We start from the raw sequence: 19,477 nt of genomic DNA on the forward strand, positions 1-19,477 counted from the left end.
GCCCGTGCGGTGGTGGGGGATCATGGGGGTGCCGAAACGCCCAGCCCTCAGGAGTCCGCGATGCCCGCTCGTCTGATCCTTGTCCGCCACGGGGAGACCGCCTGGTCGGCGAGCGGCCAGCACACCGGCCGGACCGACATCCCGCTCACCGAGGAGGGGCGCGAGATGGCGCGCCGGGTGGGCGTGCGGCTGGCCAACGCGCCGTGGAACGGCCTGCCCGACGCCCGGGTGTACACCAGCCCGCTCTCCCGGGCCCGGGAGACCGCCGAGCTGGCCGGCTTCGGCGCCCGGGCGGTGGACCGGCCGGAGCTGCTGGAGTGGGACTACGGCCAGTACGAGGGCCGCACCGGCGTCGAGATCCGCGAGCACGACAACCCCGGCTGGCTGATCTGGCGCGACGGCGTGCCGGGCGGCGAGAAGATCTCCGAGGTGGCGGCCCGGGTGGACGCCTTCCTGGCCGACGTGGCGGCCGACCACGGCACCCCGCACCCGGAGACCACCACCATGCACGCGGCCGACTGCGACGTGGTGGTCTTCGCCCACGGCCACCTGCTGCGGATCCTGGCCGCCCGCTGGCTGGGCCTGGCGCCCGAGTACGGCCAGCGGCTCAAGCTCGGCACGGCCGCGCTCTCGGTGCTCTCCTGGGAGTACGGGGCGCCGGCGATCGAGATCTGGAACGACCACAGCCACCTGGACGGGCTGGGCGCCTGACCGGACCCTGACGGTCCGGACCCTGACGGACCTGGCCTTGACGGCGGGTCAGGCCGCCCGGGCCCCGTCGTGGGCGTGCAGGAAGCCGATCACCCCGGGCACGTCCGGGTGGGCGCGCAGCCGGGTCGCGGTGGCGGCCAGCATCGACCGGATCCGGGCCGACCGGACCCGGTCGAGCAGGCCGACCGCCGCCCGGCCGTGCTCGGCGGCCCCGGCCAGGTCGCCCCGGCCCAGCCGGTCGTGGGCCAACTCGGCGGTGTAGAGCGCCCGGTTGCGCACGAAGTGCGGCTCCTGCAACGCCATCGCCTGCCCGGCGCGCTCGCTGGCCCGGTCCCACTCGCCGAGCGCGGACCAGCACTGCGCCTCCAGGCCGGCCAGTTCGGCCTCGCCGAAGAAGGACATCCACTCCGGGTCGGCGTCCGACTCCCCGTGCTCGAAGAGCGCGGCGGCCCGGCCCAGTGCCCGCAGGCAGCCGGACCGGTCGTGCAGCAGTGCCCAGGCGCCGGCCTCGCGCATCGCCAGCAGGGCGAGCAGCCGGTCTGAGCCGAGCCGGGCGGCGGCGGCCTGGCCCGCCTGGGCGGCCCGCAGCGCCTCGCGCGGGCGCCCGGCGTCGCGGGCCAGGAAGGCGCTGTTGCAGAAGACGTGGGCCTCCAGCGCCGGGTCGTTGGCCATCCGGGCGGTGGCCAGGGCCTCGGCGTAGAACGACCGGGCGTCGCCCAGCCGGTTGGAGTCGTGCGCCAGCCAGCCGACCGAGATGGCCAGTTCGCCGGCGGTGGACTGCAGCCGGCGCTCGGTGGTGGTGGAGAACTCGCCCTCGTTCAGCAGCACGTAGGCGTTGCGCAGCGACTGGCCGGCCCGTTCGAAGAGGGTGTCCGCGCCGTGCACGTCGTCGGCCAACCGGATCTCCCGGACGGCCTGTTCGACGATCTGGACGTCGGCCGCGCCGACTCTGCGCGGTGCCGGTGGGGCGGTGGGGGAGAGCAGCGGGTCGGTGGTGCGGGCGGGTCCGTCCAGGCCCAGCACGGTGGCCAGGGCGGTGGGGCCGCCGGTCAGGAACGTACGGCGGTGCACGTCGTCGTTCTCCTCGTCCGGGTGGTGCGGGTCCAGATGTGGGGGGTGCCCCGGGGGCGCGGGGCGGCGCGCGGTGGAGCGGCGCCGGACGGCCGAGCGCGGGGCGAAGCCGAGGTCCGCCAGCGACCGGTCCGGCCACAGGTGGCGGAAGACCCGCTCGTAGGCGTAGTTGGGACAGCGGATCTCGCCGGCCTCCACCCGGCCGATGTAGCGGGCGTCGCAGGAGACGTGTTCGCCGATCTCCCGGGCCGCCCGGCGGATCACGGTGGCGAACTCCGCTGGGGAGAGTCCGCCGCGCAACTCGCGCATCGTGGCGTTGGGGACGGGGCGGGCGGGCGGAACGGGCGCGGTGGCCGCGCCGGCGTGACCGGCCGGATGTGCCATGGGGTCGCTCCGAGCTGTGGTGCGGGGTGGGGCCCGTGGGTCGGGTGGGCCCGACCGAGGCGACGGCTCGACAGTACCGGCTGTCATCAGGAGCTCACGATGGGTTTCGGGGAAAATAGCTGCGAATTGATGGCAAAGCAGACATATATCTGCGGATCCGCCATGAAATGCCATGGCTTGCTGTAGGGCGCCCCGTGGCTATCCGTGGCCCGGACCCGTTGTGTTGATATCGGGAAGGCGGGTGGTGCGCGCCGCTCGACGGCAGCCGCCGCTCGGCCTGAGCTCATCAGCAGTCACATTCATACCATCAGGTCACTAGTTCTCCTGACGTGCCCTCAGTTTCCCTGTTCCAGCAGGGGATCCAGCGGCGCGGGACCGAACGGCGGGGAAAGCGGACGTGATGGTCACGGGTAGCGAACCGAGTCAGAAGGGCCCGCAGTGATGGTCATCGGATTGCCGCAGTTCCGCAGTTTCCGCAGCCCGGCCGCCGGCGGGGGCAGCGCGGCGGAGGGCCGGTCGCTCAGCGGACGCAGCACCGCCTGGGCCCGCGGCTGCGACACCGTGACCGTCCCGCTGCGGCACGGTCTGGAGACCGTGGACATCCTGCGGCTGCGGCGGGCCTGCGGCTCGGTGGTGCAGGGGCCGGCCGGCACCGTCGCCTTCCTGGTCCCGGCCGGCACCGCCGAGCGCTGGCAGCTCGTCGGCACCAGCTGCACCCCCGGTGCGGCCGCGCTGCCCGCCACCGACCCGCGCTGGCTGCTGCCGCCCACCGGCCCGGAGCTCGCCCCGCGGCCCACCGATCCCTGGGTGCTGCGCGACGCGCTCTGCGAGGCGGCCCGCACCCTGGCCGCCGGCGGACTCGGGCCCTTCTAGTCCCCGGCTGCCTGCCCGAGGGCCCCCACCTGCGCGTTCCCGCGGCCCACCGGGGATACTTCGCGGTATGGGACGAGAACAGCGCGCCCCGCGTACCCACCGCACTGACACCGGCCTGGCCGAGCTGCGCCCCGACCGCGACCACCCGCAGTCCTGGTCGCTGCTGCTCGACGGCGCACCGCAGTCGCACGTCGACCTGGCCGACCCCAGCCGCCTCGGCTTCGAGTACCAGCGCCGCCTGGGACACCTGATCGACCTGGCCGCCGAACCCGGGCGGCCGTTGCGGGTGCTGCACCTGGGCGGCGGTGCGCTCACCCTGGCCCGCTACACCGCCGCCACCCGCCCGCGCTCGCGCCAGCAGGTGGCCGAGCTGGACACCGCGCTCACCGACTGGGTCCGGGCGGAACTGCCGCTGCAGCCCGGCTGGCAGATCAAGGTCCGCGGCGGCGACGCCCGCGCGGTGCTGGAGCGCGCCCCCGAGGGCGCCTTCGACCTGGTGATCGCCGACGTCTTCGCCGGCGCCCGGGTGCCCGCACACTGCGCCACCGTGGAGTTCGCCACGCTCGCCGCGCGGGCCCTGGCCCCCGGCGGGCGGTACGCGACCAACATCACCGACGGCTTCCAACTCGCCTTCGCCCGCTCCCAGGTGGCCACCCTGCGGGCGGTCTTCCCGGAGCTGGCGCTGATCGCCGACCCGGCGGTGCTGCGCGGCAAGCGGTTCGGCAACCTGATCCTGGCGGCCGGTCAGACCCCGCTGCCGATCGCCGAGTTGACCCGCCGGACGGCCTCCGACGCGGCGCTCGGGCGGGTCGAGCACGGTGCCGCGCTGGCCGCCTTCCCGGCCGGCGCGCCGGTGGTGACCGATGCCTCGGCGGTGCCCTCGCCGGCGCCGCCGCCGAACACCTTCTGACGGGTGCCGGCCGGGCGAACGCTTTTCTGCGGTAGGTGAGTTGCCGGGGGCGGCGGCTCAGTGGCTCAGTGGCCCTTGGGCAGGCCCTTGTGCTTGTACATGGCCGCGCCGGTGAGCAGCAGGCCGGCGGCGATCGGGATCAGCACGGCGCTGCGCACCCCGCCTCCGGGGAACGACTGCGCGTCCTGCGCGGCGGCCACCGGCTGGCCGAGACCGGCCGAGGCGCCGCCGCCGTCCGCGGGAGCGGTGAGCAGGGCCGGCCCGCCGTTCACCGGGTGGGGCGCGCCGACCGCCGGGCGCTCCGCGTCCCGGGAGGCGGCCTCGGAGTCGTGCGATCCGGGCTGACCGTCCTCGACACCGCCCCCGGGCACCGGCGCGGACCGGGTGGCGCCCGGACCGTGCCGTCCGGGGTCCTCGGCGCGGGCACTCCCCTGGTGCGTGCCCGCGCCGTCGCCCAGCGCACCCCGTGCGCCGGGCAGCCCGGTCCCGGTGGGCGGCTGCGCGCCCGCGGCACCGGCGGTCGCGCCGCGCACCGGGTCGCGAGGGGAGCCCGGTTGGGCCGCCGGCCCGGGGAGCAGCACCGCGGCGATGGCGAACGCGTCCGGCACGGCCGTGACTTGCCCCGGCAGCGGGAGGCCGCCGGCCCGGATCCGGTCGCGCAGCAGGCCGTTCACGTCGGTGGTGCCGCCGGAGACCGGTAGGACGGTCGAGCCGCCGTCCGGCAGCGCCCCCGTGCCCTGCCCGGCCGTGCTGCCGACGGACCGGACGGTGCGGCCCACCGGATCGGCGGCGCTCCCGTCGACGGCGTGTGCGACGCCGATGCCCAGGCCCCAGAGTTGGGCCAGGACCGCGCTCGCCGCAGCCAGGGTGGCGACCCGTTGCCGGGGCACCCGCCCGCCCCCCGTGCGGGCGGGTGCCGCCGAGGCGGCGGGCTGCGGTTCGGGCCCGGGTGACGCTTGATTGACTCGCACGTGAGGGGAGAACGAGGCGCGCCGGGCGGAGGTCACGCGGACCGTTGACGCCGCAGCTGAACCCACCGTCCCCCCGCCGGCTCGACCGCGTGGCGGCGATTTTCGGTCGATCTGACGGTGCGCCAGCTCGACGGGCAGCGGGTGGGGTTGGTGGGACGGGTGTGGTTCGTGGGACGTCTGCTCGGCTGCGGTCGGTCAGTTGCGGTCGGTCAGTTGCGGTGGGTCGGCTGTGGCCGGTCAGCTGTTGGGGCGCAGCGTCCAGTTCACCGTCATCACGCCGGTCACCGCGCCGTCGGCCCGGGTGATCTCCACGGTGACCGGGAACTCCGGGCGCTGGCCGGCGTCCAGCTCCGCGACCACCTCGGCGGCCGGGCGGCCCAGCACGGCGGTGGCGGTGACCGCGCCCATGGCGAGCTTCTTGTAGGCGATCTCGGCGCTGACCGCGAGCGGCACGGCGCGGGACAGCTGGTCGCCGAAGGCGGCCAGCACGATGCAGCCGCTGGCCGACTCGGCCAGCGTGAACATGGCGCCGGCGTGCGGCCCGCCCACGTGGTTGTGGTACTCGGGCTGGTCGGGCAGCTGGAGCACGGCGCGCTCGGCGCTGGTCTCCAGGAAGGTGAGGTTCAGCGTGCGGGCCATCGGGACGGTGGCGGCCAGCATCTCGCCGACCGTGGGAGTCGTGGTCATGGCCGACATGTTACTCATCGGTAGCGATCGCTGAACAGGTGCCGTCCTGAACGGGGTTCGGACGGGCGCCGGAGAGGAGGGGTGGGAAGGATGGGCGGAAATGCAGAAGTGGCCCGGTCTCAAGGAGACCGGGCCACTTCGATGGGGTGAGTGACGGGACTCGAACCCGATTTGTTACACAGGCTTGACCTGCGGATTTACCTGACCAGCCACTCTGGGGCGAGCGTTGATCTGAGCTGGCCCGACTTGGCCCGGGTTGGTGGCAGTCTGTGTTGACGTGTCAGCACCGGTGTTGACCCGACCGGACCCGCGTGCGCGAGAATGCAAACGGGGCCGCCGCTCCGCGCCAGGAGCAGCGGCCCATGCGTCCACCCAGAGCCTGGGGAGCCTTGAGCAGCGGACGCAACCTCGGGCCCGTGATGTCTCTCGCAGCACGGGCCCGAGGAGCCAGAGTTCGTCAGACACCCCAGCCGGTGTCCGCGACCGCCGCGGCGGGCGGTGTGGAGTCCGACTGGACGGCGGTGCCCCAGGCCGTGTCGGCGATGGGGGAGTTGTCGGCGTGCTGGATGCCCGTTAGGGCTGCCCCGACGATGGCGCAGGCCGCGATGGCGGTGGCGACTGCAATGGAGAACTTCGACCGCTTGGGCACTGGCGTACGCCCCTTTCGTGTGCAGCTGAGATGGATGGTGCGTGGGGTCCCTGTGCATGCAAGCGTGGCCGGTGGTTGACCATTGGATCAAGCGTTCCCACGGTATCGTTTAAACCGTGCCCAATTGAGCACTCCGGCAATGCCGACCTTGGGGGATAAATGGGACAGGCACGGGCCGCGGGTGAGCGGCCGTTTCTCATTCCGGCAGCGCACGACCTTTACCTCCGGGTGCTGCGTGGCGAGTTGACGGACCCCTCGGACTCGCCTGAACGGGAACAGCTGCTGGCAGTCAAGCTGTTGGCGCCCGATGCGGAACGCCCCGGACACTACATGGCACTCAATGTCAGTTCCGCGCTCCGCGGCTGGCAGAGCGACCTCTACACGATGGCAGCCACCGCGCTGACCGAGGCCCGGTCGGTCGAGGCGGCCCTGCAGCCGCTTGTCACAGCGTGGGCCCACACGCAGGCTGGCCAGGCCGTGACGAGCGGTGTTGAGGTCGTACGCGGCTACGAGGAGATCGAGCGCCGAATCAGCCTCATCACCGCCTCCTGCACGGTTGAGGCCCTGACGGCACATCCGACCGGGCCGAGGTCTCCAGCCGTGCTCGCGCGCTCCTACGAGCGCGACATGCCCCTGCTGCGCCGTGGTGCAAAAATGCGCACCATCTACCTTCCGTCGGTCCGCACCGACGCCCCCACGGCCCGCTGGGCACAGACCATGGGCGAGCAGGGAGTGCAGATCCGTACGAGCTCCGACTTCGCTCGGGTGATCATCATCGACTACCACACCGTGATTACGTCGTTGCTGCACCGCAGCGCGGCGGTTGTGGAGCCAGACCCCACGAATGCCGCCATGATCATCACGAACCCGCTGCTCGTCTTCCACTGGCTGGCTGGCTTCGAACGAGATTGGGGCCGGGCCAAACCCTGGGATGGGACGATTGCCGAGCCGGTCCCCCGGCTGCCGCTGACCGACAGCGAGGTGGGAATTCTTCGCTGCTTGGCGCGTGGACTTGACCAGGACCAGGCAGCCGCGGAGCTGTACGTCTCCCGTCGCTTCGTCACGGGCCGGCTCGCGTCCCTTCGGGCCGCTACCGGCTCCGGGTCCCTGGCTCAGCTGATGTACTGGTGGGGCCTCAACCACGTCGACTACAAGCAGGAGATGGCCACCTCATAGTGGCGGCTGGCCATTACCAGGTCGAGCCGAAGTTCGCGGTCGCGAGCGAGGTATGCCTCAACCACCGCGGTGTCTGCCAGGAGTTCGATGATGCCCGCACGAGCGTGCGCATCGTCCAGCGGGAGTGCATCGAGCAGCTCGATCAGGGCTGTGATCGCACCCCGTAGGTCGGAGTGAAGTGTGGGTGTTGTTAGGCCGTCGGCGCTGACGGTGAACCTGCTGCTCAGGGCGTGCTCCGGTACTCGGCCCCCCGGCTGAGGTGCTCATGATATCGAACGGGTGTATGAATTTGGGTGAGCGGGCGGCCCAAGTTCAAACAAGGGCACTGCGACCACCCGGTTACCGCTTCGAGCAAGCGCACCGCCCTGAGTGGCCAGTTCGCTCCTGGAGGTGGTGACAACTACCCGGCCCAGTCACAGTCACCAGGTGCCTGGTGCGTTGACGCGCCAGTGGCCGGCGCGCCACCGCGCGCCGGCCGACCTGAGCCCGTTCTCAGGCAGATCCCTACATCCAGTGGTTGATGTAACAGGGGGCGCCTCCGCAGAGCACACAGCTCACCGACGGCGGGATGTAGTCCGGGACCTCCGGCGCGGGTGGTGGCGGCGGTGGGGGTGGTGGCGGTTCGTCAGGCATGGTGCTCTTACTCCATGTTGGTGTGCCGCCCCGGCTTCCTGGACGGGGCGGCCCCGGACCCGTGCCGGGAGCGCATGTGAGCGGCTGCCCCCGGCACGGGAGTCGTCTGGTCATCGGCGCGGCCGGCGTCGAACCGACCGCCACGGGGGCAATCACCGCCGCCACGTCGGGCGCTCATCAGGCCCCCGGGCGCCGCCGACGGGCCAGCCCGACGCGCTGCATGTGCTCTCGCACAGCGGACGAGGAAATGCCGAGCGCGTCCCCCACCAGGGACGAATTGCCTAGCTGGTCGTACAGCAGCCGCAGCTGGGCAGGTGGCGGGAAGATCCAGCCACGCCGGGCCGGCCGGACGACCTGCTCAGCCGCGCATTCGAGCGCCCAACTGTAGGAACCTGTCCGGCCTCGTCGAGGCCTGTGCCAGGCGAGTGTCGTGCGCCTGACTACACCGGACGCATCTACCTCCCTGCGTGCCGCGAGCAGCAGCCCGCGGCCGAGGGGGCCCGTCAGTTCTGTGCCGAGCGGCGGCAGCTCAGCCGCGGCCACGCAGGCCGCGACCACGCACCCCCCGGCCCTCCCCAGTACGCAGCGGCACGGCATAAACCGCCCAGTCCGCTCCCAGCCCTCGGGGTCGGTTGCCAGCGTCCAGACTCGGGACACCAGGGCGGCTGCTTCTGCGTCAGGTGCCGGCTCGTCGTCGGGCCTGCGCTGCTCGCGGGCGTCGAGCGCCTCGCGCAGCAGTTCGGTGATCTGGTCGAGCACGTCGGGTCGGGCGCGGCCGAGCTCGACCTGGATTTCGCCGCGGTAGCCGTCGCCGGGGTCGTCGAGGCCGAGGGACGGCAGCCTCACGCCGGCGCGGGCGAGCTCGGCCTCGAACGCGATGCGGGCGCGCCGCGCGACGGCGCGCTGCTCGGCGCAGAGCTGCTCCAGCCGGCCGCTCATCGCGACCGAGCCTCTGTTGCGGCCGGCGTCGCGTACCGGGCGCTCGTCTCCGTCCACGGCAACAGAGCCCGGAGGAACTGGTCGAGGCCGCGAACGACCCGAGGAGTGTTCACGATGACCTCGACGCCCAGAGGCGAGGTGATCACCACCGGCGCTGCCGGGGGCTCCTCGGCGTCTTCCTGCAGCGCGCTGCAGGTGGATTCCCAACGCTCCCATTCGACGGCCAGCTGCACAGTCGCTCGGTGCCGCGCCCCGCGGATCGTCACCCCCTCGGACTCGGCCAGCACCGAAATGAGGCTGAACACCTCGCCGTCGCTGGCACGCAGGTCATTCGCAAGGCACCCGACCTTCGAGAACGCTTCCAGGATCCCCTGGACGCGCCTGGCGTGCCGCTGGTCGGGCACAGTGGCGGTGGCCAGCTGAGTCCACCGTGCGGCCAGCACCATCCCCCCGTCGGCAGGCCGTAGTGCCTGGTACTCGCGCGGTGACGGGATCCGGCCGGGCCGGACGAACTCGGCCAACTTGTGCTCGACGGCCACGATCCACCCGACGAGCTCACCCTGGTAGGCGTGCCACCAGGTGTCCGGCATCAGTGTCCTGGTTGCCGTTGCAAGCGGTACGAGAGCTGCGACGGCCGGATGGATTTCACCGGTGAGAGCGCCGCCGGAGATCGCGCGGCTAACCTCTCGGGCGAACTGCCAAACCTCGGCGTGGCTCAGGTCCTGGGTGTCCAGGTAGTCATCCACCGCCCAGGTCCAGACAGCCCACCGTGCCGGGAGGTCGAGCCGGGCGCTGCTGGCGTCGGGCCACGCGTGCAGGCACAGGTCGACGTAGCCATGGCCAAGGAACGCGTCCACATCGTCGACCAGCCGGCTGGTCGTCAGCCAACCCTGGATCAAGGCCTTCAGCTCAGGGAGCCGAGGGTCCGGCTGCGTGGTGTGTACGGTCTGACGCGGCATCATTTGACCACCGCCAGTTTGGTACGGCGCAGGAGCTCGTGAGGTTCGCATCGCCACAGCTGCTCGGTCCGCAGGGCGCCGGGGGGGACCCTGACAGTGCGCTGCTCGCCGCGGTAGGGGGCGTCCGGCGCGCCGCAGTCGCAGCACGGACGCCGGTCGGGATGTCTCAGGAGGTGGTCCGGCAGCAGCAGCCCGGTGCCAGGCTGCGGCACGGACGCCGCGAGATCTGCCATGCCGACGACGGTAGAGAGGGGGCGGAACCGAGCACCACAAGTGTGCGCAAACTTGCATGCGGTCACCCAAGAGAGGTGATCGCCGCTATGACGAGGGCCCTCGCGGCGGCCCCGTAAACCGCAAGCGACTCCAGCTCGGTGAACGCGCGCGCATACTCGGCGATCCCTCCGGGGCTGGTCACGGTGAGATGCGCGGAGACCAACTCCACATTGACCTGCGCATCGTCGTAGATCGTGAAGGACTCCGTCGGCCAGCCGCCGCCACGAATCGTTCCGAGTGGGATGATGCCGAGGCTGATCGCCGGCGTGGTCGCCACCGCGATCAGCTGGCCGAGCTGTGCGGCCATCACCTCCGCGTCACCGATCACGCTCCGGAGTACCCACTCCTCGATGACCACAGCGAAGCGATGGTGCCCCGTGTGCAGCACTCGCTGGCGGTCCATGCGAACCGCGACAGCGTCTTCGACATCGTCAATGGCGCCCCGCAGCTTCACGATTGTCTCCAGGACCGTCTTCGTGTAAGCAGGCGTCTGGAGTAGCCCGGGAACGACCCAGGACTGGTACATGCGGAACCGTCGGGTGCGTTCGAAGAGCGGGCGGATGGACTCCTGCGCGTGCTTCAGCCCGGGGCGTTCGATGCGGCGCCATTCAACGTAGGCGCTGTCGATGCCCCGGGCTGTAGCGATCAGGTCCGCCGCCTGGTCCGGCACGCCACAATGCAGGGTCCAGCTCCGAATGTCGGCGTCGGACGGCATTGCGTGACCATGCTCAAGGCGCGAGCACTTCGACTCGTGCCAGCCCGCCAGGCGCGCGAGGGCTCGCGCGCTGAGCAGCGCGTCCTTCCGGATCTCGCGTAGGCGCAGGCCTAGCGCATTACGCGCTTCCTGCACGCTGGACGATGGCGAGCTTGGGGACATGATGTTGAGCCGGTCAGGCCGGCTGGTACTCCTCGTGAGGGGTTGACCGGCTCCAGACCGCCTCGAATGCTGTGGCGGACAGCTTGATGACCCCAGGCTCGCTGATCAGCTCGTGGTCGATGAAGTTGCCATCGCCGTCGAAGTGGTTGAGCAGCAGCAGCTGGCCGTCGAAGAGCCAGAAGTCGTTGCCGGGCAACGCCAAGTCGGTCGCTCGTCGGCGCGGTAGCCAGCGGACGTGCTCGCCGACGGCGATGTTGTGGCGATCGGTGATCTCGTACTCGAACCGGATGTACTCACTTACCGGCTCGGAGACGATCCGGGCCCGGCGTACCTGGACACCCCGGTTCGTCGTGTCCGCCATGAACGTCAGCCAGGGGCTCTGCGCCCTGCCGGAGGCCTCGACGTCACCAGCCTTCCAGGCCAGGAACATCGGGTCGTCCAGCATGTAGCCGTCACGCATCTCCAAGTGGACGGCCGAGTGCTGGCAGGCCGTCAAGAGGTCCTCAATCGAGGGGACCTCAGCCACCGTCCACCTCCGGGAAGAACTTCATCATGCGCTTCGGGAACTCGATCACATCCTCATGATCGGGCAGGTCGAGCTGTGACCTGCGCTCAGGGTCCAGCACTTTCCAGCCCTGGATGAGGTAGTTGTCGGTCTCGTCGTCGTAGTACAGAGTGGGCGACTTGCCCTCCGGGCTCTCCGGGTCCTGTCCAAGCTTGTGCAGTGCCATCCTGGCCTCCGATCAAGGGACTTGGCGATCTCTGTGTTCAGGCTTGCACGTTAAGCGACTGGACCGCCAGAAGTTTGCGAGAACTTGCGCCCCAGCGTGCTATCGAACATGTGAGCGATATGCTGGCTGCGTGTACGCCCCGACTTGCCCTGCCGACGCGCTCCCGGCCGACCGCGCCGAGATGGACGGCCCCGGGCTGCACCCGTACCGGGCCGCGTGGCAGATCGTGATCGTGCACGTCGAGGGCAGATGGCAGCCGGCGCTACTGACCGCCTGGAAGCGCCTTCCGTCCGGGTGGGTCGCCCATGTCCGCTGGCGGACGACCCGCAACCCCGGCGACGGCTGGGCGTGGCTCCGCCACGACCCCGCCACCATCCAGCCCCTCACCGCAGCCGGCCTCGACGCCGCAGACCTCGGCGCGTAGCCCCCCGATCGTCCGACCCGCACCCTAGGATCCCGACCGTGCCCGACGCCCTCCCCATCCCGCCCGACCTCGTCCAGCTCCAGCGCACCCGGATCGCCGCCGAGACCGCGGTCGCCGAGTACATCAGCCGCGTGGACGCCCAGCGACGCGAGCTCCACCCTGACCCCGAACAGGCCCTGGAGCGAGCTGCCTGGAGCGAGGACGAGTCCGCCGAGCTGGGTCGACTCCGCGCTGAGCGGGACGAGTTCGGTCGCGCTGTCCGCCAGCACCCCGTCCTGGTCCAAGCTCGCGAGCAGGGGGTTCTTTGGCCGACCTGGGATGCGCTCCAGGACGCCACGCGGGCCTCCGCCAGCTGAGAACGAGGAAGTGCCCCGCCGGCGCGAAGACGGAGGCGCGGGCACGTAGTCAGGTCGTTCAAGTTGGCGGCTGGACATCGAGTCGGGCCGCACGGTGAGTCGAGATGATCACGGATCAGCAACGTCGAACACGCCTCGCGCACACGTCAAGTACCGTCCGCACGTCACCTCTGACGGAAGGACAGATTGTGAGCGGCTGCCGTGACTGCACCACCTGCACCCAGCCCGGCGCCGTCCGCGCCAGCATCAGCACCGCCATCGGCCTCATTCACATCAGCACCGCCGGCATCAGCTGGGTGGTGAAGCGTGCTGTCGCGAAGCACTGTCCCAACTGCCGCCACATGCTGAGCTCGCACCAGCAGCGCCCTGACCTGCCGGGCTGGCAGACGTCGGTGACAGGCGCACTACCGCAACAGCCCCACGGCCACCCGGCGCCGTCGCAGTGGGGACAGCCGCCCCGGCCCGGCGCCCAGCAGCCGGCACCCTGGCCGCCCCAGCAACAGACCGGCCAGCCGCCGCAGGGTACCGAGCCGCCATCCTGGCCGCCCACCCGCTGAGCATGACGAAGCGCCCCCGCGCGGCCGTAGCCGTGCGGGGGCGCGGTGGTTCAGTGATGCAGAAGCGAGGCCGCGGCGATGACGAGGGCGCCGACACCAGTAAGGGCGCCGATCGCCGGGAGGGGCCAGCGGCGTGCCTCCAGGCGATTGACGCGGCCGCCGAGGTCGCCAGCAGCGGACTGGGCCCGCTCCAGTTCCGTCAGCCGGCGGTCCTGGTCCACGAGTTCGGCGCGCTGGTGGCCGAGGGCCCGGTCGGTCTGGTCGGACCGCTGCACCAGCAGTGCCAGGCCGCCCTCGATCTTGGCGAACCCCTCGCCGAGTTGGCCCCGGATCCGCTCCAACTCCAGCGCGGTCGCCGGATCCGGGGCCTCGGTCACGCCGCGCCGCCGGGGCCCGAACCGTCCACGATCGGCGCGGAGCCCGGTGCCGGGTCGGCAACGACCGGCGGCACCAGGGTGACCGGCGCGGGCGCCGGAGCCGGCACCGCCGGGGCGATCAGGTGCAGCCGCTCGGCCAGCGCCCGCGCCAGCGGACCCCAGCCGGCCACCGGCACCACCTGCCGGTACACGGTCTCCGCGATGCCGACGGCCGCCGCGGTGAGCGCGGTTCGGTCGAGGTGGCCGGTGCCGAGGGCGGTCAGCTGGGCGCCGGCGGCCAGCGCGGTGATCCGCGCCAGCCGGCCGACCTGCTGCTGCAGGTACGCGCTGCCCAGCTCGGCGCGCAGGTCAGTGATCAGGGACATGAGTTCTCCAGTCAGTACGGGTTGGGTTGAGGGGGCGGTGGTCGGTTGGCTCAGCTGACCGGGCGTCGCCAGGTGGCGTCCCAGGTGGCCGGGCCGACCACGCCGTCCACGGCCAGCGGCCAGCCGTGGGCGGTGGAGTCCTGCTGGAACTGTCGGCAGATCGAGTCGGACTGCTGGCCGTACCAGCCGTCCACGGCGATCGACCAGCCGCGGTCGTGCATGTGCTGCTGCCAGGTGCGGACGTTGTCGTCGTGCTCCATCGAGCTCTGCAGGCGTAGGTACTCGCCGGGCCATTCCGGGCCGCCCGGGAGCGGAGCGGGCGCCAGCGCGGGCACCGCAGAGGCGTACGGCGGCCGGCCGTAGCCCACGATCACGTTGGCGCCGCGCACCCGGCGGGCGCAGACGTCGCCGGTGTTGCCCTCGATGGTCAGGGCGTAGGCACCGCTGGTGCCGGTCACAACGCCCACGTGCTCGATGCCAGCAACGGTGAGGTTGCCCTCCCAGTTGAAGAACGCGATGTCCCCGGCCTGGATACCGTCGATGCCGCTGTGCCACTGGCCGGCGTCGGCGAATGCCTGGGCGTGGGCGACGGTGTAGGCGTAGTCCTGACTGCTCGGGCACACGGCGGCGAAGTTGCCGGACTGGCGGGCCCACTCGGTGACGGCTTCGTCGCACCAGGGCGCGGCGGCGTACTCCTGGCCCTCGCGGCTGGCGTAGTCGTTGGTGAGCGCGTTGGGGCGTCCGGACAGGCCGAGGGACTGCTCGGCGGTCTGGATCATCGAGTCGAGGCTCATGCGGTGGTCTCCTCGGTGGTGGTCGGGGCGCCGTAGACGCCGCGGGCATCCGGGGCGCCGAACTCGGCGTGCAGGATCGCCTGCTCGTCGGGGGTGGTCGGGCCGTTGCCGGTGTCGCGCAGCAGCTGGTACTGCGGCACGTCGGGAGTGGCCGGGGGCGGGGTGGTCATGAGGTCTCCTGAATCTGCTGAACTTGGTTGCGTGGTGCGTGAATTGTGGTGATGGCGTCCGGGGGCGGTGTAGCGTCGGCCGGAGCCGATAGGGGGCATGATGAAGATCCGCAGGGCATGGGTGGCTGTAGCGGCAGTGGCGGTCGTTGCCGGGGGGAGCGCCACCGCGGTGGCGCTCAGCGCGCCGGCTGGCGGCAGCAGGACGACGGTGGTTCAGGTGGGTGACCAGGTCGCCAGTCCGGCGCCGTCCGACAGCGCGACCGCGACGGCCTCTGCGAGCACCAGCACGTCACCGACCGCCGCACCGACGGCCCAGACGCCGACCTCGGCTGCAGCTGCCGCGCCGAAGCCGACGGCCAGCCAGAGCCCGACGAGGGGAACGAAGTTGACCAGTCCGACCGCGCCGGCCGACAGCCCGACGCCGCCCAGCGCCTCCCCGCCCGCGCAGACGCCCGACGGGCCGCCCGGCGCGGTGGCCGGCCAGCACAACGGGGGCACCGGAACGGTGGACAACGGCCCGTACCCGAGCCGCGCGGCCGACCCCAGCAGTGCTCCGGGCGCGCCGAACGGTGGGATGCGGCCGACATTCGCCGACCCGACACCGAGCGCGAGTTCGTCCTGATCAGGACTGCACGCCGTACGTGGACAGGCCCTTGACGCCGATCGTGCCGGAGCCCGAGGTCGTGCGAGCCTGCCAGTGCAGGTACATGCGCTGCTGGTAGGCACCGCCGACCGCGCCCTGGAGCCTGCCGTAGGTGAACGCGCCCGCAGGGCAGGCCACGGTTGGGCCGATCTGGATTCCAGAGTCGTCAACGAGCTGGATCTCGCCAGCAGTTGAGCTATCTGAGCAGCGCACGAGGTAGTTGGCCTCCACCTTCGGGTGCTGCTTGATCCACGGCAGATGCATCACGGTGGCGAAGGTGGCACCGCTGGTGGTGTAGGCCGGGTACTCGGTGGCGCCGAACCAGCCGGACGCGTCGATGTACGGCGCTGCGAGGCCGCCCGCTACCAGGTCCTCGGCGAAGAGCCCGTTGCCGAGGTGGTCCCAGATCGTCACGGGCTGTACGCCGCTGCCGGCGCCGGTCCACACCGTCAGCGCGACGCTGCCGTCCTCCCGCCGCACGATGAGGCCCTGCTGGTCGCTCCCGTCCGGGTGGCTCGGAGTCTGCTTGCCGATGTAGAGGATCTGCTGGCCGGCCGGGGTGGTGACGATCAGCCGGCCGCCCTGGCCGATGCTGACGTCCCCGCCGAGGATCTGGGTGAGCGCGGGCCGGATCTGGGCGCGGCCGGTCAGCTGGCGCAGCTGGTCCTCGATGGTGCTGATCCGGTCGAGGATCGTCTGCGGAACTTCGGGCATCAGATGGCCTCCAGGTAGAGGTCGGTGCTCTCCGGCCGGCCGCGTTCCTCGGGGGTGACCTTGTAGCCGACGAGCCGGTAGCGGGCCGTCCACCCCGCCGGAGACCAAACGGGGTCCAGCACGTTGAGGCGGATCGTGGAGCCGAGCGGCGGCAGGGCACCACCACCGGTGAGCACCCGCACGGTCGGGATGATGATCGGCCGGACCGCGCGGGCAAGGTCGGCGGCAGCGTGCTGGTCGAGGTCGCTCTGCACCGAAACGGTGCTGTAGTCGCTGGAGCCGTCCAGGCGCGGCCAGCCCGCGGCGTAGTCGGCCGGGGTGGTCAGCGGCCCGGACACGAGCGGGTAGGAGACCCCGGCGATGTTGGCGTTGATCGTTGCGCCGCGGCTGGTCCAGGCGTTGGCCTGGGCTGTGGCGTCCTGCGGCAGGCTGAGGGCAGTAATCGGGCCGGGGCTGGTAAGGACCACGTCGCTCGACCCGGCGGTGATCTTGGGGTAGCCGAGCTGCAGGGCCTTGTGGCGCGCGCCGGTGCCATCCCGGTAGCAGTTGATCCGCCACTCGAATCCGCCCTGCATGGCGGCCAGCTGGTCGATGAGCTGACCGACCCACGGCAGGTCGTACGACAGGTAGGTGGCGTTGCGGAGCGTCCCGGACGTGAGGGTGTAGTCGATCTCCACGCCGATGTTCCCACCAGTCCGCCCCTGGCAGTAGGCGATCAGGCCGCGTGCGATGTCCAACTGGTCCACAGCTGTAGATACCTGGGTGTCGGTCAGCTGCTGGTGTGCACGGAAGTACGATTCGACACCGGCGGCCTGGATCGGGAGCGTCCACCGGCCGCGCTCGTCCCGGGTCGGGGTGGCGGTCCACAGGATCCCGCCCCAGACGATGTCCATGCCGCGCTGCAGCCACAGCATCGTGCGACCAGGAAGCAGCGCCGCCTGGGCCCGGGCGGCCATCGCCGCATCCGGAATCGGCACCGTGCCGGCCAGCGAGCCGGTCTTGCCGATGTAGTCATCGAAGCTGAGGCCGCTGATTGGGATGCGGTCCATGAGCTGGTCGGATCGCAGGTCGCAGACCAGCAGCTGATCGGTCTGGGCCACGTCAGACCACCCGGTCCAGCAGCAGGTACGACGCGGCTTTCATCAGCGTTCCCGTGCCGTCGGAAGCACCTTGCGCCCACTGCACTCCGAAGCTTCCGGCCGTGCTGGAGGTGACCAGCAGGCCGTTGATCAGCGCCGTGTTGGTCGATCCGGCTCCGCGGCCGCCGAATACCTGGGCGTCCGTGATGGCAGCACGCCCGGTGATGACGGTCCCGACCGCGCTGGTGCCGGTGGAGTCCTGAGCGGTTGCCACCCAGTCGAACGTCGCCCCGGACGGCCCGACGAACTGCACCTTGATGTCGCCCGTAGTGCTCGCCTGGAACCCGAGGACACCGGTCACGGTGTAGACGGCGTTCGCCGCCACGTTCACGGTCAGCGCACTGTCTGCGGCAAGGGTGGTGTTGTTGGTCACCGCGGCGGAGTCGGCGGTACGGCGCGCGAGCAGGTAGCCGCCCGCGCCGGTGGCGTTCAAGGAACCGTTGACCTGCATCGCCCCAGCGCCAGAGCGAGAGAGGGAGACGTCGGAGCCGATGACGACCTGGCCGGCGGCGCCGAGGTACACCTTCGACTCCCAGGCGCTGCCGCTGTACCGCTCGATGTAGCCGTTGCCGTCCCGGTACTGGCCCGGGTAGGCGCCGACCGCAGCGCCGTCCGGGGTGATTCCGCCGACAGCCGCGGTGTAGGTGCGCCGGTCGGTCAGCGCGGTGCCCCAGCTGATCGGGCTGCCCGCGCTCGCGCCAGCCGGTACCGCGATGTCCCAGAGCCGCAGGTACGCCGTGCCGGTGGCCGGTGCGGCCGGCGCAAGCGGGGTGCTGGCTGCGGTGCCCTGGACGTAGACGACGGCGGCCAGGGTCTGGCCGCTCGTGTCGTAAAGCTGGTCGTACGCCACCAGGAACACACTGTCGATCCGGGGCAGGGAGGCGTGGCCGTTGGCCACGGTGATCGGCTCGGCCGCGGTGATCACGACCGGGTAGGCGCCCTGCGTTGCGGTGCCCTGGACGATTGCTCGGCCGATCGAGAGCGAGCCGGTCATGCCGGAGCCGGTGAGGAGCATCGGGGTGCCGCCCGGGACGACTCCGGCGCGGGTCTGGGTGGCGTCCAGCGGCGCGAACGTGCCGATCGGCGCCAGCCGGGAGTCGGAGCGCGTCTGGCCCGGGTTGAGCTGCCAGGCGGAGCGGACCGTCACGGGGCCTCCTACCAGTAGGCGGAGCGGTACCGCACGGTGGCGGACGCTGCGGGGTCGGTGGATCCGGGCGCTGCCCGGAAGGACAAGGTCGAGGTGCCGGCCGGGAGGACGAACGACCCCTCGGGGGAACTGCGCAGGGTGGCGGTGGCGATGCGGGACTGGCCGCCTAGCAGGACCGTGCCGGCCCAGGTGTCCACGGTCAGGACATCCCCGAGGGCCAGCGTGATGCCGTACTCCAGGACCTGACCGGTGCTCAGTAGCGTGATCGAGGGGGTGGTGACGGGCCCTCGGAACTCGATGATCGGGTTCGCGTGTGCGGTGCCCGAGTTCGTGACCGCAACGTCGCCGGTACTTCCCGGTGTACCCCACGCCAACCCGGTTTCCGTGGGCGAACCCCAGCTCAAGCCGGTCTCGCTCGGCGCGCCCCAGCTCAGCCCGGACTCCGGCGCGGGCAGCCCGGTCACTGCGGACTGCTCGGCCACCACGTACCGGCGGGGGTCCGAGCACTCCCACTGCAGCGCGCCGCCGGCCGTCCAGCCGACCTGCCAGGTCGGGGTTACCGGCAGTGCCCGCCGGGTGAGCCGGGCCCAGACCAGCAGCGGCCCGCGTTCATCCAGCTGAACGACCAGCGGTTGCTCGGTGTTCGGGCCCGGCCCGGTTGAGAGCTCCAGGGTCCGCACCGCGGTTCCGAGGGCGCCGGGTGCGGTGCGGATCGTCAGGTCCGGCACGGTGATGGTGCGGACCTGGGAGAGGAACCGGCCCGGCCATGCGCCGATGTCCTGCGCGCGGGCGACCGTGCCGGAGTCCAGCGCGGGAGTCTCCTCCCACCCGGTGATGGTGCCCCATCGGTACGGAGTGGTGGCCACGCCGCCGGCCCGGGAGCGGCCGAGCAGCAGGGTGCCCCACTGGATCAGGCCCGGGCCGGTCACGAGCTCACCAGCCACGGT

24 protein-coding genes are annotated in these 19,477 nt (G+C 71.6%); 6 read left to right on the plus strand and 18 right to left on the minus strand.

The window, feature by feature from the left end; translation table 11 throughout:
• Nucleotides 1-60: 60 nt before the first annotated feature.
• Entirely contained in the window at nucleotides 61-711 is a 651-nt protein-coding gene (locus FHX73_RS18655) for a histidine phosphatase family protein (protein ID WP_145906067.1), read from the plus strand.
• A gap of 48 nt (nucleotides 712-759) precedes the next feature.
• Here the strand turns inward: FHX73_RS18655 and FHX73_RS18660 are convergent, their stop codons facing one another.
• On the minus strand, nucleotides 760-2,166 hold the full coding sequence (locus FHX73_RS18660) for an NsdA family TPR-like regulatory protein (protein WP_145906068.1): 1,407 nt from the start codon (nucleotides 2,164-2,166) through the stop codon (nucleotides 760-762).
• Nucleotides 2,167-2,607: 441 nt separating this feature from the next.
• Here FHX73_RS18660 and FHX73_RS18665 point away from each other — a divergent pair, with 441 nt between their 5' ends.
• Together FHX73_RS18665 and FHX73_RS18670 are read left to right on the plus strand one after the other, a co-directional pair.
• Complete coding sequence (locus tag FHX73_RS18665) at nucleotides 2,608-3,039, plus strand: hypothetical protein (protein ID WP_246213592.1); 432 nt, start codon at nucleotides 2,608-2,610, stop codon at nucleotides 3,037-3,039.
• 67 nt (nucleotides 3,040-3,106) lie between these two features.
• The gene (locus tag FHX73_RS18670; RefSeq protein ID WP_145906069.1) at nucleotides 3,107-3,949 is read left to right on the plus strand and encodes a spermidine synthase; all 843 of its coding nucleotides are present in this window, start codon (nucleotides 3,107-3,109) and stop codon (nucleotides 3,947-3,949) included.
• Nucleotides 3,950-4,014: 65 nt separating this feature from the next.
• Here FHX73_RS18670 and FHX73_RS18675 read toward each other — a convergent pair whose 3' ends face one another.
• The 3 genes from FHX73_RS18675 to FHX73_RS18685 all read right to left on the minus strand — a co-directional run bounded on the left by FHX73_RS18675 (nucleotide 4,015) and on the right by FHX73_RS18685 (nucleotide 6,256).
• Nucleotides 4,015-4,839, minus strand: coding sequence for a hypothetical protein (locus FHX73_RS18675; RefSeq protein WP_145906070.1), 825 nt, complete (start codon nucleotides 4,837-4,839; stop codon nucleotides 4,015-4,017).
• A gap of 318 nt (nucleotides 4,840-5,157) precedes the next feature.
• Nucleotides 5,158-5,607, minus strand: coding sequence for a DUF4442 domain-containing protein (locus tag FHX73_RS18680; protein WP_145906071.1), 450 nt, complete (start codon nucleotides 5,605-5,607; stop codon nucleotides 5,158-5,160).
• Between the two features lie 457 nt (nucleotides 5,608-6,064).
• Nucleotides 6,065-6,256 (minus strand): hypothetical protein, encoded by a 192-nt coding sequence (locus FHX73_RS18685; RefSeq protein ID WP_145906072.1) that lies wholly within the window; start codon nucleotides 6,254-6,256, stop codon nucleotides 6,065-6,067.
• Nucleotides 6,257-6,415: 159 nt separating this feature from the next.
• On the opposite strand from FHX73_RS18685, the gene FHX73_RS18690 reads away from it, so the two are divergent.
• On the plus strand, nucleotides 6,416-7,432 hold the full coding sequence (locus FHX73_RS18690; protein ID WP_145906073.1) for a helix-turn-helix transcriptional regulator: 1,017 nt from the start codon (nucleotides 6,416-6,418) through the stop codon (nucleotides 7,430-7,432).
• 810 nt (nucleotides 7,433-8,242) lie between these two features.
• Here FHX73_RS18690 and FHX73_RS18695 read toward each other — a convergent pair.
• The 5 genes from FHX73_RS18695 to FHX73_RS18715 all read right to left on the minus strand — a co-directional run bounded on the left by FHX73_RS18695 (nucleotide 8,243) and on the right by FHX73_RS18715 (nucleotide 11,844).
• Nucleotides 8,243-9,004, minus strand: a complete 762-nt coding sequence (locus FHX73_RS18695) for a hypothetical protein (protein WP_145906074.1) — start codon at nucleotides 9,002-9,004, stop codon at nucleotides 8,243-8,245.
• The gene (locus tag FHX73_RS18700) at nucleotides 9,001-9,966 is read right to left on the minus strand and encodes a terpene synthase family protein (RefSeq protein ID WP_145906075.1); all 966 of its coding nucleotides are present in this window, start codon (nucleotides 9,964-9,966) and stop codon (nucleotides 9,001-9,003) included. Before FHX73_RS18700 ends, FHX73_RS18695 begins: the two co-directional genes overlap by 4 nt.
• 292 nt (nucleotides 9,967-10,258) lie before the next feature.
• Nucleotides 10,259-11,113, minus strand: coding sequence for a helix-turn-helix domain-containing protein (locus tag FHX73_RS18705; protein WP_145906076.1), 855 nt, complete (start codon nucleotides 11,111-11,113; stop codon nucleotides 10,259-10,261).
• A 13-nt stretch (nucleotides 11,114-11,126) separates the two neighbouring features.
• Nucleotides 11,127-11,639 (minus strand): DUF6879 family protein, encoded by a 513-nt coding sequence (locus FHX73_RS18710; RefSeq protein WP_145906077.1) that lies wholly within the window; start codon nucleotides 11,637-11,639, stop codon nucleotides 11,127-11,129.
• Nucleotides 11,632-11,844 (minus strand): hypothetical protein, encoded by a 213-nt coding sequence (locus FHX73_RS18715; protein ID WP_145906078.1) that lies wholly within the window; start codon nucleotides 11,842-11,844, stop codon nucleotides 11,632-11,634. The genes FHX73_RS18710 and FHX73_RS18715 overlap by 8 nt, the downstream gene beginning before the upstream one ends.
• A gap of 130 nt (nucleotides 11,845-11,974) precedes the next feature.
• On the opposite strand from FHX73_RS18715, the gene FHX73_RS18720 reads away from it, so the two are divergent.
• Nucleotides 11,975-12,268, plus strand: coding sequence for a hypothetical protein (locus FHX73_RS18720; protein ID WP_145906079.1), 294 nt, complete (start codon nucleotides 11,975-11,977; stop codon nucleotides 12,266-12,268).
• 38 nt (nucleotides 12,269-12,306) lie between these two features.
• Nucleotides 12,307-12,624: a hypothetical protein gene (locus FHX73_RS18725; RefSeq protein WP_145906080.1), complete on the plus strand. Its 318-nt coding sequence runs from the start codon at nucleotides 12,307-12,309 to the stop codon at nucleotides 12,622-12,624.
• 607 nt (nucleotides 12,625-13,231) lie between these two features.
• On the opposite strand, the gene FHX73_RS18730 is transcribed toward FHX73_RS18725, so the two are convergent.
• The 9 genes from FHX73_RS18730 to FHX73_RS18765 all read right to left on the minus strand — a co-directional run bounded on the left by FHX73_RS18730 (nucleotide 13,232) and on the right by FHX73_RS18765 (nucleotide 19,474).
• Nucleotides 13,232-13,558 carry a hypothetical protein gene (locus FHX73_RS18730; RefSeq protein WP_145906081.1) on the minus strand — a complete coding sequence of 109 codons (327 nt, stop codon included), beginning with the start codon at nucleotides 13,556-13,558 and terminating at the stop codon, nucleotides 13,232-13,234.
• The gene (locus tag FHX73_RS18735; RefSeq protein ID WP_145906082.1) at nucleotides 13,555-13,923 is read right to left on the minus strand and encodes a hypothetical protein; all 369 of its coding nucleotides are present in this window, start codon (nucleotides 13,921-13,923) and stop codon (nucleotides 13,555-13,557) included. The genes FHX73_RS18730 and FHX73_RS18735 overlap by 4 nt, the downstream gene beginning before the upstream one ends.
• 50 nt (nucleotides 13,924-13,973) lie before the next feature.
• A complete protein-coding gene (locus FHX73_RS44710) occupies nucleotides 13,974-14,717 on the minus strand; it encodes a peptidoglycan-binding protein (RefSeq protein WP_170304953.1) in 744 nt (247 codons plus the stop codon).
• On the minus strand, nucleotides 14,714-14,887 hold the full coding sequence (locus FHX73_RS44715; protein ID WP_170304954.1) for a hypothetical protein: 174 nt from the start codon (nucleotides 14,885-14,887) through the stop codon (nucleotides 14,714-14,716). Before FHX73_RS44715 ends, FHX73_RS44710 begins: the two co-directional genes overlap by 4 nt.
• A gap of 213 nt (nucleotides 14,888-15,100) precedes the next feature.
• Complete coding sequence (locus FHX73_RS18745; RefSeq protein ID WP_145906083.1) at nucleotides 15,101-15,400, minus strand: hypothetical protein; 300 nt, start codon at nucleotides 15,398-15,400, stop codon at nucleotides 15,101-15,103.
• Nucleotides 15,401-15,509: 109 nt separating this feature from the next.
• Complete coding sequence (locus tag FHX73_RS18750) at nucleotides 15,510-16,244, minus strand: hypothetical protein (RefSeq protein WP_145906084.1); 735 nt, start codon at nucleotides 16,242-16,244, stop codon at nucleotides 15,510-15,512.
• Entirely contained in the window at nucleotides 16,244-17,344 is a 1,101-nt protein-coding gene (locus FHX73_RS18755) for a hypothetical protein (protein ID WP_170304955.1), read from the minus strand. The genes FHX73_RS18750 and FHX73_RS18755 overlap by 1 nt, the downstream gene beginning before the upstream one ends.
• A 1-nt stretch (nucleotide 17,345) precedes the next feature.
• Nucleotides 17,346-18,530: a hypothetical protein gene (locus FHX73_RS18760; RefSeq protein ID WP_145906085.1), complete on the minus strand. Its 1,185-nt coding sequence runs from the start codon at nucleotides 18,528-18,530 to the stop codon at nucleotides 17,346-17,348.
• An 8-nt stretch (nucleotides 18,531-18,538) separates the two neighbouring features.
• Nucleotides 18,539-19,474, minus strand: coding sequence for a phage distal tail protein (locus FHX73_RS18765; RefSeq protein ID WP_145906086.1), 936 nt, complete (start codon nucleotides 19,472-19,474; stop codon nucleotides 18,539-18,541).
• Nucleotides 19,475-19,477: the final 3 nt, after the last annotated feature.

Origin of the sequence: Kitasatospora viridis (assembly GCF_007829815.1) — a bacterium.
Taxonomy (GTDB): Bacteria; Actinomycetota; Actinomycetes; order Streptomycetales; family Streptomycetaceae; genus Kitasatospora; species Kitasatospora viridis.